Here is a 19,930-nt window from a genome sequence, read left to right as displayed (position 1 = left end):
GGACCTTGCGTACATGCAAAAAAAAAACGCCGTCAATGACGGCGTTCCTGTACAACACGACTGGCGTTCAGCGCTTGCGGCGCAGCCAGCTGGCGGCAACGGCGGCCACGGCCACGAGGACCAGGGCCGGCTTGACCAGTTTCTTGCGTCCGATAAAGGACAGCGCCGTCAGCACGTAAGGCATGGCGCCTTGCAAACGCATGCCGCCCGGCGCCAGCAGGGATTCGACGCGGTGGCCGGCAAAGCCGACCGCCGTCTCGACCACGCCCTGCAGCATCGATTCGGGGCGTAGCGCATAGCCCACGTTGGCGCGCGCATGCACGATGCCCACGCGGTACATTTCGCCCTGGGCGATCAGCAGGCGCTTGCGGGCGGCTTGCGCCGCCAGTTTGTCGTTTTCCGACATGAATTCTCCTCGTGAGGCCGCTTACATCAGCATGTCGCGGTCAGCCTTCAATTCCGCCATGGTGGCCGGCATGGACAGCTTTCCTTGACGCAGCATGGCGCGCGCATACATCACCAGCGCGATGGCCAGCAGAACGAACACGACCGTCATGATCGCCAGGATCTTCCAGCCCAGGCTATCCCAGGCCAGGAAGACGATCAGCACGCTGCCGTAAGCGATGGCAAACAAGCCCGCCACGGTCGCCAACGCGAAAATGACAATCAGCTGCAGCATGTGATTGCGCACTTCCGACAGTTCGATGGTGGCCAGTTCCAGCCGCGACAACATCAGTCCGACGGCGTTTTTGGCCAGGCCGGCAACCGAGCCGATCAATCCCGGCCCCTGGTGAGACGAAGCAGACTTGTCCATATCGCTCCTGACAGTGGATTACTTGCGGCCCAGGATGAAGCCGACCAGCACGCCGACGCCAGCGGCGACAGCCACGGTGCGCCATGGGTTTTCCTTGACATAGCCGTCAGCCTGGGCAGCCATCTGCTTGGTGGCAACGATGGCCGACGCTTGCGCTTCATGCGCCTTGGCCAGGGCCGCATCGAGGGTTTTCATGCCCTTGACGCGCACTTCGTCGGCTTTTTCGCCCGTCAGGGCGGCAGCGGCGCTGAACAAGGCTTGCGCATCCTTGACCAGGGTTTTGACATCGTTATTGACGGTGGTGATATTGTTTTCCAACATGGTTTAGCTCCTTAGCTGTGGATGAATGTAGTTACTATACCTACTTTACTCAAAAACACTATTCCATTAGATCGCGCATATCATCGGCGTGCTCTTCCTCGACAGCCATGATTTTGATCAACAAATGGCGCGTGGTCGGGTCTTTGTCGCCGATTTTCACGATCATCTGGCGATACGACTCGATCGCTACCCGTTCCGCGATCAGATTGGCACGCACCATGCTCTGCACGTCTTCGGAGTCATCATACTCGGCATGGCTACGCGCAAGCAATGTTGCAGGATTAAAATCTGGCTTGCCGTTCAGTTGCACGATGCGTTCAGCCAGCCAGTCGGCGTGCTCCTGCTCCTGCTGCGCATGCTCAAGGAACTCGGCCTTGATGCTGCCGTTGTCGCGCCCGCTCACGGTGTAGTAATGGCGTTTATAGCGCGCAATACACACCAGTTCGGTGGCCAGCGCCCCATTCAACAGGGTGATCAACTCCTGACGGTCGCCCTGGTAGCCGGCAGTCACGGCGCCGTCGTCCAGGTTTTTGGCGGCGGCGCGGATGGCTGCCGTATCGATGCCAGCTGGAATCTCAACAGATGTTTGGGTCATGATGTTTCCTTTCAAGTCTTGCATGGGTATCCACCGGCCAAGCTTCGGCCGGTGCTGCCTTTCTACTCCCGCGTCAACTGACGCGGCTTAGCGGCGGGCGGGAATGGCCGTGTTGTCCTCGGACAAGACGATTTCCACACGGCGATTCAGCTGGCGGTTTGCCGCCGTGTCGTTGCCGGCGGCCGGATAGGCGGCGCCATAGCCTTTGGTGGCGATACGGTCGCGGCTGATGCCTTGCTCCAGCAGCGCGTTGCGCACGGATTCGGCGCGGCGTTGCGACAATTCCAGGTTGTGCGCGGAGCCGCCCGTGCTATCCGTAAAGCCTTCGATCAGCACGGTGCGCTGCGGATTGTTTTTCAGCACGTCGGCCAGCTTGCGTGCCGTATTCGCGCCATCGGCCGTCAGGTTCGCCTTGTCCGTGCCAAACAGCACGTCGCCCAGGGTGATCACCATGCCGCGTTCGGTTTTCTTGGCGGCCAGGTCGGCCAGCTGCGCCTCGAGTCCGGCGGCGCGGGCTTGCGCATCGCGGGCCGATGCTTCGGCCGCTTGTGCCTGGGCCTTGGCCGCTTCCGCATCCGCTTGCGCCGACTGGGCGCGGGCCGTGGCCTGGTCAGCCTGCTGCGTGCGCGCATCGAGGCGCAACTGATCGCGCTGCTTGCCAGCGTTGGCGATATCAGCTTCCGCTGCCTTCTGTTTGGCGACTTCCTGCGCCGTGGCTATCTTTTGCTTGGCCAGGTAGGCCAGCTTGTCGACTTTTTCGCTATCTTCCTGGCGCGTGGCGGCCGCGTTCGCCGCTTCCAGCGCAGCGCTCGCTTCGCGGAATTCGCGTGGCGCATAGGTCGACACGATCGGGTTCGACTGCGCCGCCATGTAGTCGCCGCGCGTCTGGTCGAGCAGGCTGGTGGTGGTCGGTGCGGAGCTGCAGGCTGCAACAAAGGCGGCCATGGCCAGCAGGCCGGGAATGGTGGTGTAAGTAGCTTTTTTCATGATGGGGTCCTGTTATTAGTTATTGTTGTGGCTTATTGTTTTGGGGCTTGCTGATTGGCACGGTCGAGCTCTTCGCGCATGACGCGGATGTTCTCGTTGATTTCATCGGCGGCGCTGGTGGCCTTGGCCGAATTGGCCTTGCTTTGCGCCAGCTTGGCATCGGCTTGCGCCTGGTCGGCCAGGTCGCGCGCCATCTTGTAGTCGCGGTCTTTCAGGGCCTGGTTAGCCATGCGCATTTTTTCGCGGGCCGAACGCATCTCATCGGGTGCCAGGTCGGCGGCGCCGGCGCTGGCGGCGTTATCGACGGCGGCGCGCGACACGGCGACGTCGGCCGTGGCTGGCGTTTTCAGGCTGGAGCAGCCCGTCATCAGGACAACGGCGGTGCCGCAGGCGGCCAAGGCGGCCAATGGGGACATCTTGAAATCTCGGTTTGTCATTTTTCTTCTCCTGGAGAATGTTAAGCGTGAGGGTTAGATGCGGTGCATCTGAAATCAGGAACTGCGTTTGATGTATGACGTTATAGGCTCCGGCTCCCCGCATATCCGTTCGGTGCCGCACATAGGGTAAGAAATCGACAATACTTGCATTGGCAACGTGCGCCAGCGCACGTGTCCGCCAGCAAAAGCTGAAACAGGCCCGGCTTTGGAGCGATTCCTGTAGCATCGCAACTACTTGTCCAGAAAGAATCAGCTTATGCCGCTCTCCCGCCGTCAGAAAATCACCCTCGCCAGCACCGCCGTGCTCATCGCCCTGCCCGTCACCGCCGCCATCGTCCTGTCGAACATGGATTGGAACCGCGCCAAGCCCTGGCTCAATGCGCGCGCCAGCGACGCGCTGGGACGGCCGTTCGCCATCGAGGGCGACCTGGCGCTGACGTGGCATCAGCCAGCCCGTACCGCGGGGCAAAAAACCTGGCGCGACCATTTGCCCTGGCCGCACCTGCAGGCCAAGGATGTGCGCCTGGGCAACCCGAGCACCATGACGGACACGGATGGCCAGGCGCAGCTGGCCACCGTCAGCCAGCTGGCGTTCTCGCTCAACCCGCTGGCCTTGCTGGACAAGAAAATCATCATCCCGCAATTGCGCTTCGACACACCGCAGGTGCGCTTGCTGCGCAGCAAGGATGGCAAAAATAACTGGACCTTCGACAAGCAGGAGCAGCCATCGCCGTGGCAGCTGGAATTGCAAAGCGTAGTCTTCAGCAAGGGCACCGTCTATCTGGACGATGGCGTCAGCAAAACGGCGATGCGCGCCGATGTCGACACCATCGCGGACGATGCGCGCTACGGCATCGCGTGGACGCTGTCGGGCAAATACCATGGAGAAAGCATCAAGGGCGGCGGCAAGGCGGGCGGCGTGCTGTCGCTGCAGCGGCAAGGCACGCCCTTCCCCATCCAGGCCGACATGCGCGCGAGCGGCAGCAGCATGGCCATCGAAGGCACCCTGACGCGCCCGACCAACCTGGCCGCGCTCGACGTGCGCCTGAAGCTATCCGGACCCAGCATGGCCCGCCTGTATCCATTGACGGGCGTGCTGCTGCCGGAGACACCGCATTTCAGCACGGAAGGCCATTTGACGGGCACCCTGGCGCCGCGCGGCGGCGAGTGGGTGTACGACAAGTTCAGCGGCAAGGTGGGCTCGAGCGACATCAGCGGCAAGCTGGCCTTTTCCGCCAGCACGCCGCGCAAGCGCCTGACGGGTGAAGTCCATTCGCGCCTGCTGCAATTTTCCGACCTCGGTCCGCTGGTGGGCGCCGATTCCAGCGCCAGCAAGAAGGAGCGGGGCGTGCCGTCGACGCAGCCGGCCGGCCGCGTGCTGCCGGTGGAAACCTTCAAGACGGAGCGCTGGACCAGCCTGGACGCTGACGTGCGCTACACGGCCGACAAGATCACGCGCGATGCTGATTTGCCGATCAGCAAGCTCGACACGCATGTGGTGCTGACGGACGGCGTGCTCTCGCTCACGCCCCTGAATTTCAACGTGGCGGGCGGCACCCTGACGTCGCAGATCAAGCTCGACGGCAGCGGCAAAGTTATCGCCAACGGCATTGCGGCCGAACTCAAGGCCAGCGCCCGCCATCTGCACATCCAGCAACTGTTTCCCCGCCTGCCCGCCCTGCAGGCGAGCGTGGGCGAAATCAATGGCGATGCCTCGCTGTCGGCCACGGGCAATTCCGTCGCCACCCTGCTGGGCAGCTCGAACGGCGAAGTGCGCGCGCTGATCAACCGGGGCAGCATCAGCAAACTGCTGCTGGAAGAAATGGGCTTGAACATCGGCAGTGTCGTGCTGGCCAAACTGTCTGGCGACAAGCAGGTCAGGCTGAACTGCATGGCCGCCGATTTCGCCGTCACCAAGGGACTGATGCGCACGCGCCAGTTCATCGTCGACACGGATGACGCCGTCCTGAATATCGATGGCACGGTGAACCTGGCCGATGAACGGCTGGACCTGACCCTGCGGCCCGACAGCAAGGGCTTGCGCATCTTTTCGCTGCGTTCGCCCCTGTATGTGCATGGCACCTTCAGCAAACCCGACGTGAGCGTGGACAAGGGCGTGCTGGCCCTGCGCGCCGGTGGCGCATTGGCGCTGGCCGTGGTGGCGCCCGTGGCGGCGCTGCTGCCGCTGGTCAATGCCGGCCCCGTCGAAGATAGCGAATGCGCGGCCTTGCTGGCCCAGGCGCGCGTGAAACCGGTGGCGCCGAAACCGGGCAAGGCACCGCGCAAAAGCCAGTGAGAAATATGCAGCCGTGCACGATTACAATTGTTACACCCCTATGTGCGTTGCCGAACAGACCCTGCCTTGCCACAATCCTATTCTGTAATCGTGCCTGAAACACCCAAGACGTGGCGATACGAAGTCCCACCGGCCCATACCATGCCGGCGCCACGAGGTCCGAATTCATAGGAGAACTATCATGCAAATCATTAAAAAAATCGCCGCTACCACTTCCGTTGCCGCCCTGCTGCTGAGCTTGACGGCTTGCGCCAACATGTCCGGTCAGGATAAAAACACCGCCATCGGCGCTGGCGTCGGCGCCGTTGCCGGCTCCGTGCTGACGGGCGGCAGCGCCATCGGCGCAGTCGGCGGCGCCGCCGTCGGCGGCGTGATCGGTAACCAGGTCAAGCCGAAGTAATTGTTGATCGAGAAAGCGGGGTGGGTGCGCAGGCGCCCGCCCCGCTTTTTTGCGTCTGCTGCACAAGGATCAAAGCAGGAAGGATGAAGGCCAGCCTGAGGCAGGCAAGCGGGAAGAATCAGACGAAGACGTTGGCCATGCCGATGGCGCCGCTATCCTTGACCAGCTCGTAACAGCGGCAGGAAACGGCTTCGAGGCCGGCAGAATCGAGGATCTCGATATTGCCGCGGCTGTAGGTGATGAGTTTTTGCTGTTGCAGCGCGCTGGCCGCCTTGGTCACGCCGACCCGCCGCACGCCGAGGGTGTGGGCGAGAAATTCATGCGTGAGGTGAAATTTTTCGGACTGCAGGCGGTCGCGCGTGATCAGCAGCGAACGGGCCAGGCGCGCTTCGAGCACGTGGAAGCGGCTGCACACGGCAATCTGGATGGCTTGCGCCAGCAGGGTGTCCGTGTAGCGGTACAGCAAACGCTGCAGGGACTCAAGCTGGGCGAACTCGGCGCAGAAGTCGGCCCGCGCGATGCGGCTGGCGGTGCCGGAACGCTGCACCACGGCACGCACTTGCGCCAGGTCATGACCGAGCGCGACGGACGCGCCCAGCACGCCTTCGCGGCCGACGGAGCCCACTTCCAGCGTCATGCGGCCTTCCGCCACGGCCAGCAGCGAAATCAGGCAATCGCCGGGGAAATAGATGTGGCCGATAGGCTGGCCCGGTTCGTACAGCACCTCGCCCACCTCGACCGTGACGCTATCGAACAGCGCCGTCAGGTGCCGCAAGTCGTGCTCGGGCAGGCTGGCCAGCAAGCGGTTGCCGGCGTCAGGCGCGCCCACGGTCGACCCCAGGCCGGATCGGCCTGCATCGCGGGACAGGGTCATGCTGGCAGTCGTTGGTGGCATTGCTTTTCCTTGGTGTCGTTACAACTCGACATAATTTTTACTTAGCCTACGGTGCAGTACCGGCCCTGTATGTACGGTGACGCACGGAAGCGGAGCAAGCGGCACAGCACACTGGCAACAGACGCAAATAACACGCAGAACACGCATCACCCTTTTTATTATTTTAAAAAAACCAAGGAGCCTTCCATGACCACCACCACCAAATCCCTCCATCCGCTGGTGCTTGCCGCCGCCGTCGCCGTCCTGCTGTTTTGCGGCGTCGGCACGGCTGCCCTGATGGGCTGGCTGCCTTCCTCCCAGGGCGATAGCCAGCCGCTGGCGGCCAGCACCTCGGCCGAGCAAATGGCCAACCTGCAGGCGAACCAGCCGCAAGCGAACTTGCAGCCGTCCGGCGCGCAGCCGCTGGCCGCCCTGCCGCCACAGCAGCAACAGCAACCACAGCAGCAGCCGGTGCGCCAGCCGCAGCCACAGCCACAATATGCGGCAGCACCAGCGCCGCAAGTGTGCGGCAATTGCGGCGTGATCGAAGCCATCCATGAAGTCAATACGCGCGCCGAAGGCAGCGGCGTGGGCGCGGCGGGCGGCGCCGTTGTCGGCGGCTTGCTGGGCAACCAGGTCGGCGGCGGTCACGGCAAGCAGCTGGCCACCGTGCTGGGCGCCGTCGGCGGCGCCGTGGCCGGCAACCAGATCGAAGGCAGCGTGCGCGCCACGCGCAGCTACAACATCGTCGTGCGCCTGGATAACGGCAAGACGCGCACCGTACACCAGAGCGCCGCGCCGAACTGGCGCCAGGGCGACCGCGTGCGCGTCGTCAACGGCGGCTTGCGCGCCATCGGCTAAGTTGGCCAAGGCAGCGGCAGCGCCGCGGTGCGTTGCAAACTGAATACACGCCCGGCCTGTCCGGGCGTTTTCTTTTTGGCAATGTTCGTTGGCGTACAGATGAGCTTGACGTCTCGCGAGATGATGCATTCAGGAAAGTTCAACAGAGTCTCATCAAGGAGAAGCCATGCAAGACGACAAGGCAGGCAGCAACAGTATCTGGCTGGGATTGATTGGCGGCGGCTTGCTGGCCACCGCGCTGGGCTTCTGCGCGCTGGACCTGGCGCCGCAAGCGGGCAGTCCCGTGTTCGGCGTCATGCTGTTGCTGACGGGCGGCATGGTCAGCTGCCTGGCTGGCGTCGTCGGCATGGCCGGCATGCTGGCATGGGTGCCAGGGATGGCCGATGAACACGCCGACCGCTCGCGATAGTTAAGCCTTGTGTACGACAGCGTACAGAACGCAAGGGAAACAAAGTAGACACTTAGTCATGGCATCAGCGTTCAGCGACCCGGTCGCCGCGCAATGACAAGAACCGATGACGGCGCCACGCGCCAGCGCCTGCAAGGCCAAGGCAGTCGCCGTCATCCACACATTACTCTCGGAGGACACATCATGCTGTATACAATCGCCGTCGTACTCATTATTCTTTGGCTGCTGGGCCTGGTAACTTCCTATACCATTGGCGGCTTCATCCACATCCTGCTGGTGGTCGCCGTGATCATGGTGCTGCTGCGCCTGATCAGCGGGCGCGGTTTATAGCCCAGGCCGTTAATCCGGCCTGACAGGAGCGGCGCGCGTGCAAACGGGCGCCGCCCTTTTGCGTACAGTGCGCGCACTGGCAAGCAGCGCCATTTTGCAGTAACGTGTACGGGTAGTCCTGGGTATGTCCCAATAACAAAACAAGGAGAAAATCCATGAAAGAAACATTCAAAAAAGGCCCTGGCGCCAAATCCCTGATCGGCATGCTGGTGATCGCACTGGCCGCCAGCGGCTGTGCGGATATGTCCTCAACGCAACGTGGCACGGCCACGGGCGCCGGCATCGGCGCGGGCCTGGGCGCCTTGATCGGCGGCACCACCGGTGGCGGCAGCAGCGGCCGCACGGCCGGCGGCGCCCTGCTGGGTGCGGCAGCTGGCGCCGTGGTCGGCAATATCTGGTCGAACCGTATGGAAAACCAGAAGCGCGCGATGGAACAAGCGACACAGGGTACTGGTGTGCAAGTGTCGCAGACGGCCGATAACCGCCTGAAAATGGAAATTCCAAGCGACATTTCCTTCGACACCAACCGCGCCGACATCAAGGGCAACTTCCGCCCCATCCTCGACCGCTTTGCCGCCACCCTGAACGAAAACCAGAACACCACGGTCAGCATCATCGGCCATACGGACAGCACGGGCAGCGCTTCCATCAACGAACCGCTGTCGGTGGAACGCGCGGCCCACACGCGCGACTACCTGTCCATGCGCGGCGTCTCGCCGACCCGCGTCGTCACGGAAGGCCGCGGCGCCCGCGAGCCGATCGCCTCGAATGCGGATGCATCGGGACGCGCACGCAACCGCCGCGTGGAAATCTACGTAGCCGAAATGGCTCCGCGCTAAGTTGACATGTTCAATAAAAAACCCGCCGGCAAGGTAACTTGCCGGCGGGTTTTTCCATGTAAAACAGCTTATTTCGACGTCGTTGCCTTGGCGCCGCTTTCACCCTCTTTCGCCACCTTGGCGAAGTCGCCCGCCACCACCACCGAGACGGCCGATGGCTTCAGGTATTCGCGCAGGCCCTGGTTCACTTGCGCCAGGGTCAAGGCGGCCACTTTCGCTTCCAGGTCCTTGTCGTAAGCCATGGTGCGGTCTTGCGCCAGGTAATCGGCCAGACCGCGCGCCAGGCCACTGTCCTGCGTGCGGCCCACTTCTTCCGATTGCAGCCAGCCTTTCTTCGCTTCGGCCAGTTCCTCTTGCGTGAAGCCGTCGGCCAGCACCTTGGCGATTTCCTCGCGCAGGGCCGCTTCCACCTTGACCGTGTTTTGCGGCGCGCTGATGGCGTATGCCATCCAGTAGCCGGCCGGTTCGCGCGACGGCACGCTCACTTGCGAACCGACGCCGTACGACAGGCCTTCCTTCTGGCGGATGCGGTCGGCCAGGCGGCTGCGCAAGGCGCCGCCACCGAGCATGTGATTGGCGATCAGCAATGCCGGATAGCCGGCGGCGTCATCCTTCAGGGGTAACGGCTGGATGGCGAACAGCACGCTGTTGGCCTTGTCCGGTGTTTCCAGGGTGACTTTCTCGCCGCTGACGGGCTTGACGGCGTCGGGAATGCGCACATACGGCTGCTGCGCCTTCCAGTTGCCGTACAGGCTAGCCACTTGCGCCTTCAGCGCGGCCGGGTCGAAGTCGCCCACGGCGGCAAAAGTCGCGTTCGCCGCGCCATAGTAGGCGCCATGGAAGGCTTTCACATCCGCCACTTTGACGCCCTTCCAGCCAGCCAGTTCGTCCGGCAAGGTGCTGACATGGCGCACATGGCCTGCCGGCGTGGCGTCGAGCAGGCGGCGGAAGGCGTTCACGGCCAGCGGTTGCGGCTCAGGCAGCTCCTGCTCCGCGCGGCCGACGCGCTCGCGCTGCAATTCCAGGAATTCCGTTTCGTTCAGGGCCGGCTTTTGCAGCACTTGCGCCAGCAAGTCCATGGCGGCCGGCAAGTTCTCGCGCTTGCCTGTCAGCATGGCGGTGACGCCTTCGGCGCCGCCCGAAATCGCCACTTGCATGCCCAGCTGGTCGAACTTGTCCTTCACTTCCTGGCGCGACAGTTTATCCGTGCCGCGCGACAACAGATTGGCCGTGTAGCTGCCCACTTGCGCCTTGCCGCGCAAGTTCTCTTCGCTGCCAATCTGCAATTTCAACACGACGCTGACGGTGCTGCCCTTGGTTTTCTTCGGCAGCAAGGCGCCTTTCAAGCCGTTCGGCAAGGTGAAGCGCGTGGTGCGCGCCTCGATATTGTCGGGGCTCGGATCGAACGCTTCGCCCTGCGCCACGACCGCGCGGCCCGTGTAGCCGGCCAGTTGCGGCGCCACGTCGGCGTAGGCCGGCACGACGGTGCGGTCCGGCGCATCGGTAGGAATGAAGCGGCCCAGGGTGCGGTTCGAGCTCTTCAGGTATTTCTCGGCCGCCGCCTGCACCTGCGCCGTCGTCAGCTTGTCGAGCTGGTCGCGCTGCAGGAAGAACAGGCGCCAGTCGCCTGCCGCCAAGGACTCCGTCAGGGCAATCGTCAGGCTGGCCGTGTTCGAGGTGGCCAGTTCGATCTGTTTGTTCAATTGCTGTTTCACGCGCGCCACTTCCGCGTCCGTGATGGGCTGCGATTTCAGCTCTTCCAGCACTTTCAGCATGGCCGTCTGCGCCGCATCGAGGTTGCCATCGAGCGGCACCAGCGCGCCGAACAGGTTGTAGCCCGGCTCCAGGTTGCTCACGGAGTTGTATTCGATCTTGCTGGCCAGCTTGGTTTCCACCAGCGCCTTGTGCAGGCGGCCGGCCGGTGCATCCGTCAGCACGTGGCCCAGCACTTCGATGGCGACGGCGTCCGGGTTGCCGGACGGCGCCACGTGGTAGCCGGCGCCGACGAACTGCGTGCCGCCGCTGCGGCGCACCGTCACGGCACGCTCGCCATCCTGCACCGGTTCGGCCGTGTAGGTCGGCTCGATCACGCGCGTCGGTTTCGGGATCTTGCCGAACAGCTCATTGATCTGCTTCAAGACCTTGGCTTCGTCGAAGCGGCCCGCCACCATCAGCACGGCATTATCTGGCTGATAATATTTATGGTAAAACGCGCGCAAGCGGGGAATGTTGACCTGCTCGATGTCGGAACGGGCGCCGATGGTCGACTTGCCATAGTTGTGCCAGTCGTAGGCGATGGCCTGGATGCGCTCGCTGGTCACGCCGATCGGGTCGCTCTCGCCCATCTCGAACTCGTTGCGCACGACGGTCATTTCGCCCTTCTGCGTCTTCGGATTCCACAGGTCGTTCTGGTCGATGGCCGCGTTGACCATGCGGTCCGCTTCCATGGCCAGCATCTGGCGCAGGTTGTCGTCGTTGGCCGGGAAGGTGGCGTAGTAATTGGTGCGGTCGTACCAGGTGGTGCCGTTGAACTGGGCTCCCGTCGAGTTCAGGATCTCGACCGGGGTTTTCGTGCCCTTCTTGACGCCGAAGTTGGCGCTGGGCTTGAACAGCAAGTGTTCCAGCAAGTGGGCCATGCCCGTTTCGCCATAGTTTTCATGGCGCGAGCCGACCAGGTAGACGATGTTGGTGGTCAGGGTCGGCTTGCTGGCATCGGGGAACAGCAGCACGCGCAAGCCGTTGGCCAGGCGGTATTCGGTGATGCCTTCGACGGACGTGACCTTGACGGCGGCGGCGCGGCTGGGCGCAGCCTTGCCGGTTTTCTGGGTCGGCGCCGCTTCCACGGGGGTGGCGGCAAGGATGAACGAAGGCGAGAGGATGCCGGCGGCAAGCAGGAGGGCGGTAAGGGGTTTCAAGGCAGATTCCTGGTAACACTACATGATCGGGCAAGGCGCAACAGCAAGCGCCATGGAATACATACTGAGTGCAAGAATGATCACGGGGCCAACGCTGCGTCTTCGCCGCCACGTGAAATTATTGCCATTTCGTAATTTACGGCATACGTATCACTAATGCAAGTCCTGACATCGAGCGCTTATGTGACCGTGTTATACTCCACGGTTCCAGAACTATCTGCCTGTATATGAGACGAGCTCTCGTCCTGCTCTGCCTTTTTGTTTTCATCGCTTTGCCCCAGGCGTTCGCCAGCATGGCTTACGCCAGCCCTTCCCCATTCCAGCATGCAATCGCGGCCGGCACTACCGCCACGCCCGCCTTCAGCATCGACTGTGCCGACGCCAGCCTCCATGCGGGCCTGCCTGGCGACAGCTGCGATACTGAAGAATGCGACAACGACCCCATCACACTGTACCCGAGCTCGCGCCAGGCCGTGCCGTTTTACGCCATCATTTGGCAAGCGGGACCGGGCGCACTTGCCGAAGCGGACGTGCGGCTGGCCACCCGGCCGCCGCGCGTCCGCCTCTGAAGACATGCATGCAGCACCCACGCGCCCGGGGCTTTAGCCGCCGGGCACGCTTTACACTGATCGACTTTACAAGGTTACACACATGGAATGGTTATTTGACCCGACAATCTGGGTCGGCCTGCTGACGCTGGTCGTACTAGAAATCGTACTGGGTATCGACAACCTGATTTTCATCGCCATCCTGGCCGAGAAACTGCCGCCGCACCAGCGCGACAAGGCCAGAGTGCTGGGTCTGACCCTGGCCCTCGTCATGCGCCTGGGCCTGCTCTCGCTGATTTCCTGGCTGGTCACCCTGACCACGCCATTGTTTTCCATATTGACATTCTCGTTTTCAGGGCGCGACCTGATCCTGCTCGTCGGCGGCCTGTTCCTGCTGTTCAAGGCCACCAGCGAGCTGCACGAGCGCCTCGAAGGCGTCACGCACGCCCAGACGGGCCCGAAAGTCTACGCCGGCTTCGGCCTCGTGGTGGCGCAGATCGTCGTGCTCGACGCCGTCTTTTCGCTTGACGCCGTCATCACGGCCGTCGGCATGGTGGAAAACCTGTACGTGATGATGGCGGCCGTCGTCATTTCCATCGTCGTCATGATGCTGGCCTCGAAAGTGCTGACGCGCTTCGTCAATGCCCACCCCACCGTCGTCGTGCTGTGCCTGAGCTTCCTGCTGATGATCGGTCTGTCGCTGGTGGCCGAAGGCCTGGGCTTCCACATTCCGAAAGGCTATCTGTACGCCGCCATCGGATTCTCGATCGTCATCGAGTTCTTCAACCAGCTGGCGCGCCGTAACTTCCTCAAATTGCAGTCGAACGCCCCGCTGCGCGACCGCACGGCACAAGCCGTCCTCAGCCTGCTGGGCGGACGCAAGGGCCGCGAAGCCGTGGAAGAACATGAAGTCAAGGAAATACCCGATGTCTCCGCCTTCGGCGTAGAAGAGCGCAACATGGTCAGCGGCGTGCTGACCCTGGCCGAACGCTCGATCCGCTCCGTCATGACGCCGCGCGGCGACGTGTCCTGGGTCAACCTGAACGACAGCAGCGACAAGATGCTGCAACTGCTGCGCGAGACGCCGCACAGCATGATTCCTGTCTGCAATGATGACCTCGACAACGTGGTCGGCATCGCGCGCAGCAAGGACCTCATCGAGGATCTCGTCTCGCGCGGCAAGATCGACCCGGCCAGCATGCGCGAAGCCGTCGTCGTGCCGGAAGCGGCCGGCGTGCTGAAAGCCATGGAAACGTTAAAGCGCTCGCGCGGCCAGCTGGTGCTGGTGGTCGACGAGTTCGGCACCGTGCAAGGCGTGCTCACGCCGATCGACATCCTGGAAGCCATCGCCGGCGAATTCCCCGACGAGGACGAACAGCCCGACGTGGAAGTGCTGGGCCCCGGCCACTGGCGCATCGATGGCGCGACGGATTTGCATTACCTGGAACAAGTGTTCGAGACGGAAACCCTGGTCAGCGAAGACGGCGAGTACAACTCGCTGGCCGGCTTCCTGCTGGCGCACTTTGAAAACATGCCGGCCGTGGGCGAAGTACTGGAACTCGATGATCTGCGCTATGAAATCCTCGAGGCGGACGAGCGCCGCATCGCCAGCGTGGACGTGCGCCGCATCGAACCCGATCACAGTTTGTAACACAATGGCAAGCGTGCCCCGCTTGCCATGCCGTATGCTGGGGTCTGCCTTTTCTGGAGACGCCAACATGAAACATTCTTTGCTACGCCTGAGTTTACTGGCTTGCACCGCCTTGGGCAGCCACGCCGGCGCCCAGGCCGCCTCGCCATCGGCCACCATCAAGCCGGGCCTGTGGCAAGTCGACAGCAAGATGGCGTCGCCCGACGCCGCCACCGACAACGCCATGTCCATGGTGCTGCAGCAACTGGGCAACCTTCCTCCCGATCAACGCAAGCAGCTGGAAAGCATGGCGGCCAGCCGTGGCATGGCCATGCCCACCGTGGGCGCCGACGGCGCCGTGCGCGTGACGGCCTGCGTAACGCCTGACATGGCGGCGCGCAGGCAGATTCCCACGGGCCAGCCCGGCGATTGCAAATCGAAAAACACGGACATCGCGGGTGGCATGCATGTATCGTTCACTTGCGCCAACCCGAAATCGAGCGGCGAAGGCAAGGTGCTGTTTACGGGCGACCAGGCGTTCAGCATGCAGCTGGCGGTGACCACCAGCGCGCGCGGCACGCCGGAACAGGTGAATGTGACGAGCAACGGCAAGTGGCTGGGGGCAAGCTGCCCTGCCCCATCGGCGACAGCAGCTCAGAAGCCGTGACGAAAGCCCATGTTGAAGGCGGCGTCGCCGCGGCCCGCATCGCTGGCGTTGCCCACAGTGTAGCGGGCGCCATTCTTGTTGTGGATCTTCGCGTAGGACGCGTAGAAATCGCTGCGCTTTGACAGGGAATACGTGAGGCCGACGGCCACCTGGCTGGCGTCGCGGTTGGCCAGGTCGCGGTCATCCTTGCGTACCCACGACGCCAGCAGTTTGAAGCCGCCCACGGGCACGGATACGCCCAGCAAGGTGTCGCGGCTGTCCGACGACGACATCGACAGGGCCAGCGAGCTGTAGGCATTGTTCGGATCCCACGGCGAGCTGCCATAGCCCTTGTTCACGCCCACGGCGGCAAAGGCGGTGGCCACTTTCAGGTCGATATTGGCCGCGATCAGGGTGTTGCGGGCGGACATGTCGATGGCGGGCAAGGTGCCGGAGGCGAGGATGAAGTTGTTCTTGCGCTGGTGCGACACGCTGACATTCACGGCGCCGGCCGAATAGCCGAGGGTGGCGCCATACGCGCGGTTGTTGGCGTTGCTGTACGGCGACTCGCCAAAGCTGTAGATGGCGCTGGCGGTCACGCCGCGCAAGGCCGGCGTCACATATTTGACGGTATTGTCATAGCGTTTCACGCTGTAGCCGGCCAGGTTGCCGGCGCTGCCGGCCATGCCGCCCTTGAACGGATCGGCCACGTCGGTCAGGGTCAGGTATTGCAGGTTGTACTGGCGCCCCAGGGTCAGCGCGCCGAGGCGGCTGTCGAGGCCAACATAGGCCTGGCGGCCGAACAGCCGGCCGTCTTCCGACTGGCCCGTATCGTTCTGGATGCCTGCTTCCAGGGTAAACACGGCCGTGACGTCATTGCCCAGCGCCTCGCGGCCCTGCACGCCCAGGCGCGAACCGGAGGCGACGCCGCCGGACACCTTGGCGCCGGCGCAACTGGCGGCGCAACCGCGCTCGGCCACGATGCCCGCGTCGAGCACGCCGTACACGGCAACGTTACTGGATGCGGCACTGCCTGCGCCATCGGCAGCCTGGGCCGTCGCGCCCAGCGCGAAAGGCCCCATCCCTATCACAGCAAGCGCAAAATACGAGGTCTTCATGATAAATATCTCGGTGACGTGGGTGAAACTTCCCGGTATTGATCAGGACATGCGCTGTGTGTCTGATCTCAGTGTTACCTTATCCCCGTTTTTTGTCCAGCGTCCGTGCGTTGTACAACAGAAACTTCAGCTTAGCCCCAGGAAACACGTCGCACACTGACAACACGCAATATTGACCATGATTGTGGCAATTTGCGGCAAAATGGCGTGAATTGCAGGCCCTGCCGTAAAGCAACGTTCGGTGGCGAACGTTGCGCGATTTGACGCAGGCGGTACACTACTGGTTTTACCGACAGCGGCTCGCCCGTTTTTTCTGCATGCTAGCTATCCTCGAACGCATTGACCCCAACTCCAGCAATATCGACTTGCTGGTGGAATTATTCAACTCACTGCGTCCCAAGCGCTCCCACGACAGCGCTACCGCGATTGCCAACGTGCGCACCCTGCGCCAGCTTCTCAAAGGTAACCCCGCGCAAGCGCGCGCCCTGCACGAATACGTGCTGCGCGTGCTGGCCGCGCGCCGCCATGCCAGCCTGTACACCGACATCGGCGTGCTGTCGAACAGCGGTTTCTTCACGGAATTGAAACGCCGCATCGCCTACCGCATGCTGCCGCCCGCCCTCGGCGACGAATACCTGAACGACGCGCTCGACCAGGTGCTGTACCTGAAAACCGATTATTTGTGGATCAGCAACGTGCCCGCCACGGACTGGCTGGAACTGTTCGACGTGCTCACCAGCGACGACATCGAACTGGCCGTCGGCGATGGCAACATCATGCTGCCTGGCATGCTCGACGCCATCCGCACCCTGTCCTACCGCGTCTGCGCCATGGGACTGGAACCGGAATTGACGCGTTTCCACAATGAAATCGAAGTATTCCAGTCGCCGTTCATGGTCCAGAACACGGAAGTGAACGCCTATTTGGATGCCTACACGAATCTGCTGCAAGGCGACATCGAGCACATCGAGGATGCGCGCCATCTGCTGGTGATGCTGGACCAGTGCGACGCCGTCATCGCCAAGATCCGCAAGAAAGCGCTGTACCAGGGCACCAGCATTCCCCTGACGTATTTATTGGTGGCCTTGGCGCAAAGCATCGAGCGCCTGCGCAAGCTGCTGTTCCTGGTCGACACGAGCGGCGAGCTGCCGGCATCGAACAACGTGGACATCGCCGCCATCACGGTCGACGCCACGCAGGATTTGCTGCACCCGCAACCGGTCAGCCGCCGCCGCGCGGGCGCCGTCGGGCTGGCGCTGGAACTGATACGCGCGCATAACCACAAGTACAAGGTCAGCGACCTGTTTTCCGACAATATCAACTTGCTGGCGCGCAATGTGACGGAAAACGCCAGCCGCACGGGCGAGCACTACATCGCGGAAAACCGCCGCGAGATGGGAGCCATGTTCCTCTCGTCCGCGGGCGCGGGCGTGATCATCGGCTTCATGGCCCTGTTCAAGATATTGATGTCGTATTTGCGCTCGGCGCCGCTGGTCGAAGCCTTCATGTTCAGCATGAATTACTCGATCGGCTTCATGTTCATCCACTTGCTGCATTTCACGGTGGCCACCAAGCAGCCGGCCATGACGGCCTCGCGCATCGCCGCCGGCCTGCACAGCAAGGATGGCCGGAACATCGACCTCGACAGCATGGCGGAACTGATCAACAAGGTCTTCCGCACGCAAAACATGGCCGTGCTGGGCAACCTGGCCACCGCCATCCCCACGGCCTGGCTGATCGCGCTCGGCTACAAGGCGATCACGGGCCACAACCTGGTGACGCCGGAAAAAGCCATGCACTTGCTGCACGATATCGACCCCATCGGCAGCCCCGCCATCTTCTACGCCATGATCGCCGGCGTGTGCCTGTTCGTGGCCGGCCTGATTTCCGGCTACTATGACAACCAGGCCCTGTACACGCGCTGGGCCCAGCGCATCGCGCAATTGCGCGGCCTGGGCCGGGTGATCGGCCAGGAACGCTTGCAGCGGCTGGGCATGTATCTGGAAAACAACCTCGGTGGCCTGATGGGTAACTTCTATTTCGGTATCCTACTCGGCTCCATCGGCACCCTGGGCTTTTTGATCGGTTTGCCCATCGATATCCGCCACATCACCTTCTCGGCCGCCAACTTTGCCACGGCCCTCGTGGGCCTCGATCACAACATGAGCTGGCAACTGGCCGTCAAGTCGCTGTCGGGCATCTTCGCCATCGGCACGGCCAACCTGCTGGTCAGCTTCGGCCTGGCCCTGTGGGTGGCACTGCGCTCGCGCCAGGTACGCTTCAAGCACGGCATGCAATTATTGAAGATTCTGGGCAAGCGTTTCCTGCGCTCGCCCATCGTCTTCTTCTTCGGCTCGAAAAACCCGCCACCGCTGGCGCTGGTCGACGAGTCGGCAAACCTGTCACTGACGAACAAGGCTCAAAAATGACCATCAGGCGCATGCAACCCTGCCTCACCGCCCTACTGCTGTGCTGGACTCTGGCTGCATGCGCCTCGCTGCCCAATGTCAAGAACCTCAATACCACCCTGGAGCCGGTGGCCAAGCCCCAGGTGATCACGGGCAAAGGCGCCTTGCTGAACGTCAACAGCCGCGCCGCCCTGCTCAACAAGCGCTGGGCCAAGTCCGGCATGGACTTGAAGGCCCAGGCCGCGCTGGAAGAGGCGGCCACGGGCGTACCTTTGATCAAGGGTAACAAAGTGACCTTGCTGTTTGACGGCCCGCAAACCATGGCCGCCATGTTCCAGGCCATCAGCGAAGCGAAAAACAGCATCAACCTGGAAACGTATATCTTCGACCAGGATCCGCTGGGCCTCAAATTTGCCGACATGCTCATCGAAAAGCAGCAAGCGGGCGTGACGGTCAACGTCATCTACGACAGCGTGGGCACCATCGGCGTGCCACAAGCGTTCTTTGACCGCATGCGCGCGGCCGGCATCCACCTGGTGGCCTTCAACCCCGTCAATCCCGCCAAGCTCAAGGGCGATGACTGGAAGATCAACAACCGCGACCACCGCAAGGTGCTGATCGTCGACGGCAAGATGGCGTTTACGGGCGGCATCAATATCAGCGATACCTATGCGAAAAGCTCGCTGTTCCGCTCGAAATCGAAAGCCACCGACAAAAAGGACGTGGGCTGGCGCGATACCCACGTGAAAGTGGAAGGCCCGGCCGTGGCCGCCTTCCAGTGGCTGTTCATCCGCACCTGGGCCCAGCAAGACCAGGCCGACTTGCCGGACGCCAATTATTTCCCGACTTTATCGGAAGTGGGAGACAAGCTGGTGCGCGTGGTGGCCAGCGAGCCGGAGGGCGGCTTCGAGATCTACAAGGCGTATATCCTGGCCATCCAGGAAGCCAAGAAATCGATCCACATCACGTCCGCCTATTTCGTGCCCGACCAGCAGACGGTCGACGCGTTAGTTGCCGCCGCGAAACGGGGCGTGGACGTGACCGTGGTGCTGCCCGGCGTGTCCGATAGCGGCCTCGTGTTCCATGCGGGACACGCGCTGTACGACCAGCTGCTGGCCGGCGGCATCCGCATCTTTCATTTGAAACTGGCCGTGCTGCACGCCAAGACGGCCGTCATCGACGGCGCCTGGTCGACCGTCGGCTCGACCAACATCGACATGCGCAGCTTCCTGCACAACAGCGAACTGAACGTGATCGTGCTGGGGGACAGCTTCGGCCGGGAGATGGAAAACGCCTTCCAGGAAGACTTGCGCGATTCGGAAGAAATCACCAAAGCAAAATGGGAAACGCGGCCCATCTCGGACCGCATGAAGGAGTGGGCGGCGCGCTTCATGAACTACTGGCTCTAAGCACCGATGGGGCAACTGGATATTTGCATGGATATGCACTATATTGCACCAATAGTATGACAATCGTTGTGCTGCTCATCTCTGGAGTTGACT

At 62.5% G+C, this 19,930-nt stretch carries 20 protein-coding genes; 11 read left to right on the top strand and 9 right to left on the bottom strand.

Annotated features, from left to right (window positions below; translation table 11 throughout):
* Positions 1-67 precede the first annotated feature (67 nt).
* The 6 genes from KO539_RS18095 to KO539_RS18070 form a co-directional block, all read right to left on the bottom strand.
* Positions 68-406: a hypothetical protein gene (locus KO539_RS18095; RefSeq protein ID WP_035826249.1), complete on the bottom strand. Its 339-nt coding sequence runs from the start codon at positions 404-406 to the stop codon at positions 68-70.
* Between the two features lie 21 nt (positions 407-427).
* Positions 428-814, bottom strand: a complete 387-nt coding sequence (locus KO539_RS18090) for a phage holin family protein (RefSeq protein ID WP_034758936.1) — start codon at positions 812-814, stop codon at positions 428-430.
* An 18-nt stretch (positions 815-832) separates the two neighbouring features.
* Positions 833-1,135, bottom strand: coding sequence for a YqjD family protein (locus tag KO539_RS18085; protein WP_035826246.1), 303 nt, complete (start codon positions 1,133-1,135; stop codon positions 833-835).
* A gap of 58 nt (positions 1,136-1,193) precedes the next feature.
* A complete protein-coding gene (locus KO539_RS18080; RefSeq protein WP_374106441.1) occupies positions 1,194-1,754 on the bottom strand; it encodes a bacterioferritin in 561 nt (186 codons plus the stop codon).
* A gap of 63 nt (positions 1,755-1,817) precedes the next feature.
* Positions 1,818-2,717: an OmpA family protein gene (locus KO539_RS18075; RefSeq protein ID WP_034758945.1), complete on the bottom strand. Its 900-nt coding sequence runs from the start codon at positions 2,715-2,717 to the stop codon at positions 1,818-1,820.
* A gap of 32 nt (positions 2,718-2,749) precedes the next feature.
* The gene (locus tag KO539_RS18070; RefSeq protein WP_219310813.1) at positions 2,750-3,154 is read right to left on the bottom strand and encodes a DUF4398 domain-containing protein; all 405 of its coding nucleotides are present in this window, start codon (positions 3,152-3,154) and stop codon (positions 2,750-2,752) included.
* A gap of 256 nt (positions 3,155-3,410) precedes the next feature.
* Here KO539_RS18070 and KO539_RS18065 point away from each other — a divergent pair, with 256 nt between their 5' ends.
* A complete protein-coding gene (locus tag KO539_RS18065; protein ID WP_219310812.1) occupies positions 3,411-5,450 on the top strand; it encodes an AsmA family protein in 2,040 nt (679 codons plus the stop codon).
* 181 nt (positions 5,451-5,631) lie between these two features.
* Entirely contained in the window at positions 5,632-5,850 is a 219-nt protein-coding gene (locus KO539_RS18060; RefSeq protein ID WP_077401543.1) for a glycine zipper 2TM domain-containing protein, read from the top strand.
* A 118-nt stretch (positions 5,851-5,968) separates the two neighbouring features.
* Here the strand turns inward: KO539_RS18060 and KO539_RS18055 are convergent, their stop codons facing one another.
* Positions 5,969-6,745 carry a Crp/Fnr family transcriptional regulator gene (locus KO539_RS18055; RefSeq protein ID WP_219310811.1) on the bottom strand — a complete coding sequence of 259 codons (777 nt, stop codon included), beginning with the start codon at positions 6,743-6,745 and terminating at the stop codon, positions 5,969-5,971.
* A gap of 186 nt (positions 6,746-6,931) precedes the next feature.
* Between KO539_RS18055 and KO539_RS18050 the strand changes: the two genes are divergently transcribed.
* From KO539_RS18050 to KO539_RS18035, 4 genes are all read left to right on the top strand, one after another.
* Positions 6,932-7,585, top strand: a complete 654-nt coding sequence (locus KO539_RS18050) for a glycine zipper 2TM domain-containing protein (RefSeq protein WP_219310810.1) — start codon at positions 6,932-6,934, stop codon at positions 7,583-7,585.
* 166 nt (positions 7,586-7,751) lie between these two features.
* Complete coding sequence (locus KO539_RS18045) at positions 7,752-7,994, top strand: hypothetical protein (protein ID WP_219310809.1); 243 nt, start codon at positions 7,752-7,754, stop codon at positions 7,992-7,994.
* A gap of 183 nt (positions 7,995-8,177) precedes the next feature.
* A complete protein-coding gene (locus tag KO539_RS18040) occupies positions 8,178-8,324 on the top strand; it encodes a lmo0937 family membrane protein (RefSeq protein WP_010396376.1) in 147 nt (48 codons plus the stop codon).
* 203 nt (positions 8,325-8,527) lie between these two features.
* Positions 8,528-9,163: an OmpA family protein gene (locus tag KO539_RS18035; RefSeq protein ID WP_219310904.1), complete on the top strand. Its 636-nt coding sequence runs from the start codon at positions 8,528-8,530 to the stop codon at positions 9,161-9,163.
* Positions 9,164-9,231: 68 nt separating this feature from the next.
* Here the strand turns inward: KO539_RS18035 and KO539_RS18030 are convergent, their stop codons facing one another.
* Positions 9,232-12,078 carry a pitrilysin family protein gene (locus KO539_RS18030; protein WP_219310808.1) on the bottom strand — a complete coding sequence of 949 codons (2,847 nt, stop codon included), beginning with the start codon at positions 12,076-12,078 and terminating at the stop codon, positions 9,232-9,234.
* A gap of 293 nt (positions 12,079-12,371) precedes the next feature.
* Between KO539_RS18030 and KO539_RS18025 the strand changes: the two genes are divergently transcribed.
* The 3 genes from KO539_RS18025 (at position 12,372) to KO539_RS18015 (ending at position 14,923) form a co-directional block, all read left to right on the top strand.
* Positions 12,372-12,647, top strand: a complete 276-nt coding sequence (locus KO539_RS18025; RefSeq protein WP_219310807.1) for a hypothetical protein — start codon at positions 12,372-12,374, stop codon at positions 12,645-12,647.
* Between the two features lie 82 nt (positions 12,648-12,729).
* Complete coding sequence (locus KO539_RS18020; protein WP_219310806.1) at positions 12,730-14,277, top strand: TerC family protein; 1,548 nt, start codon at positions 12,730-12,732, stop codon at positions 14,275-14,277.
* Between the two features lie 67 nt (positions 14,278-14,344).
* Positions 14,345-14,923: a DUF3617 domain-containing protein gene (locus tag KO539_RS18015; protein ID WP_219310805.1), complete on the top strand. Its 579-nt coding sequence runs from the start codon at positions 14,345-14,347 to the stop codon at positions 14,921-14,923.
* Here the strand turns inward: KO539_RS18015 and KO539_RS18010 are convergent.
* Positions 14,911-16,020 (bottom strand): porin, encoded by a 1,110-nt coding sequence (locus tag KO539_RS18010; RefSeq protein ID WP_219310804.1) that lies wholly within the window; start codon positions 16,018-16,020, stop codon positions 14,911-14,913. The genes KO539_RS18015 and KO539_RS18010 overlap by 13 nt on opposite strands.
* Positions 16,021-16,337: 317 nt before the next feature.
* Between KO539_RS18010 and KO539_RS18005 the strand changes: the two genes are divergently transcribed.
* Complete coding sequence (locus KO539_RS18005) at positions 16,338-18,449, top strand: site-specific recombinase (protein ID WP_035826217.1); 2,112 nt, start codon at positions 16,338-16,340, stop codon at positions 18,447-18,449.
* Positions 18,446-19,837 carry a cardiolipin synthase gene (cls, locus tag KO539_RS18000; protein WP_219310803.1) on the top strand — a complete coding sequence of 464 codons (1,392 nt, stop codon included), beginning with the start codon at positions 18,446-18,448 and terminating at the stop codon, positions 19,835-19,837. The genes KO539_RS18005 and cls overlap by 4 nt, the downstream gene beginning before the upstream one ends.
* Positions 19,838-19,930 lie beyond the last annotated feature (93 nt).

This window comes from Janthinobacterium sp. NKUCC06_STL, from assembly GCF_019345455.1.
Lineage (GTDB): Bacteria > Pseudomonadota > Gammaproteobacteria > Burkholderiales > Burkholderiaceae_D > Janthinobacterium > Janthinobacterium rivuli.
The sequence above is the reverse complement of the archived record's forward strand: the minus strand, read 5'-3'. Positions and strand labels throughout refer to the sequence as shown.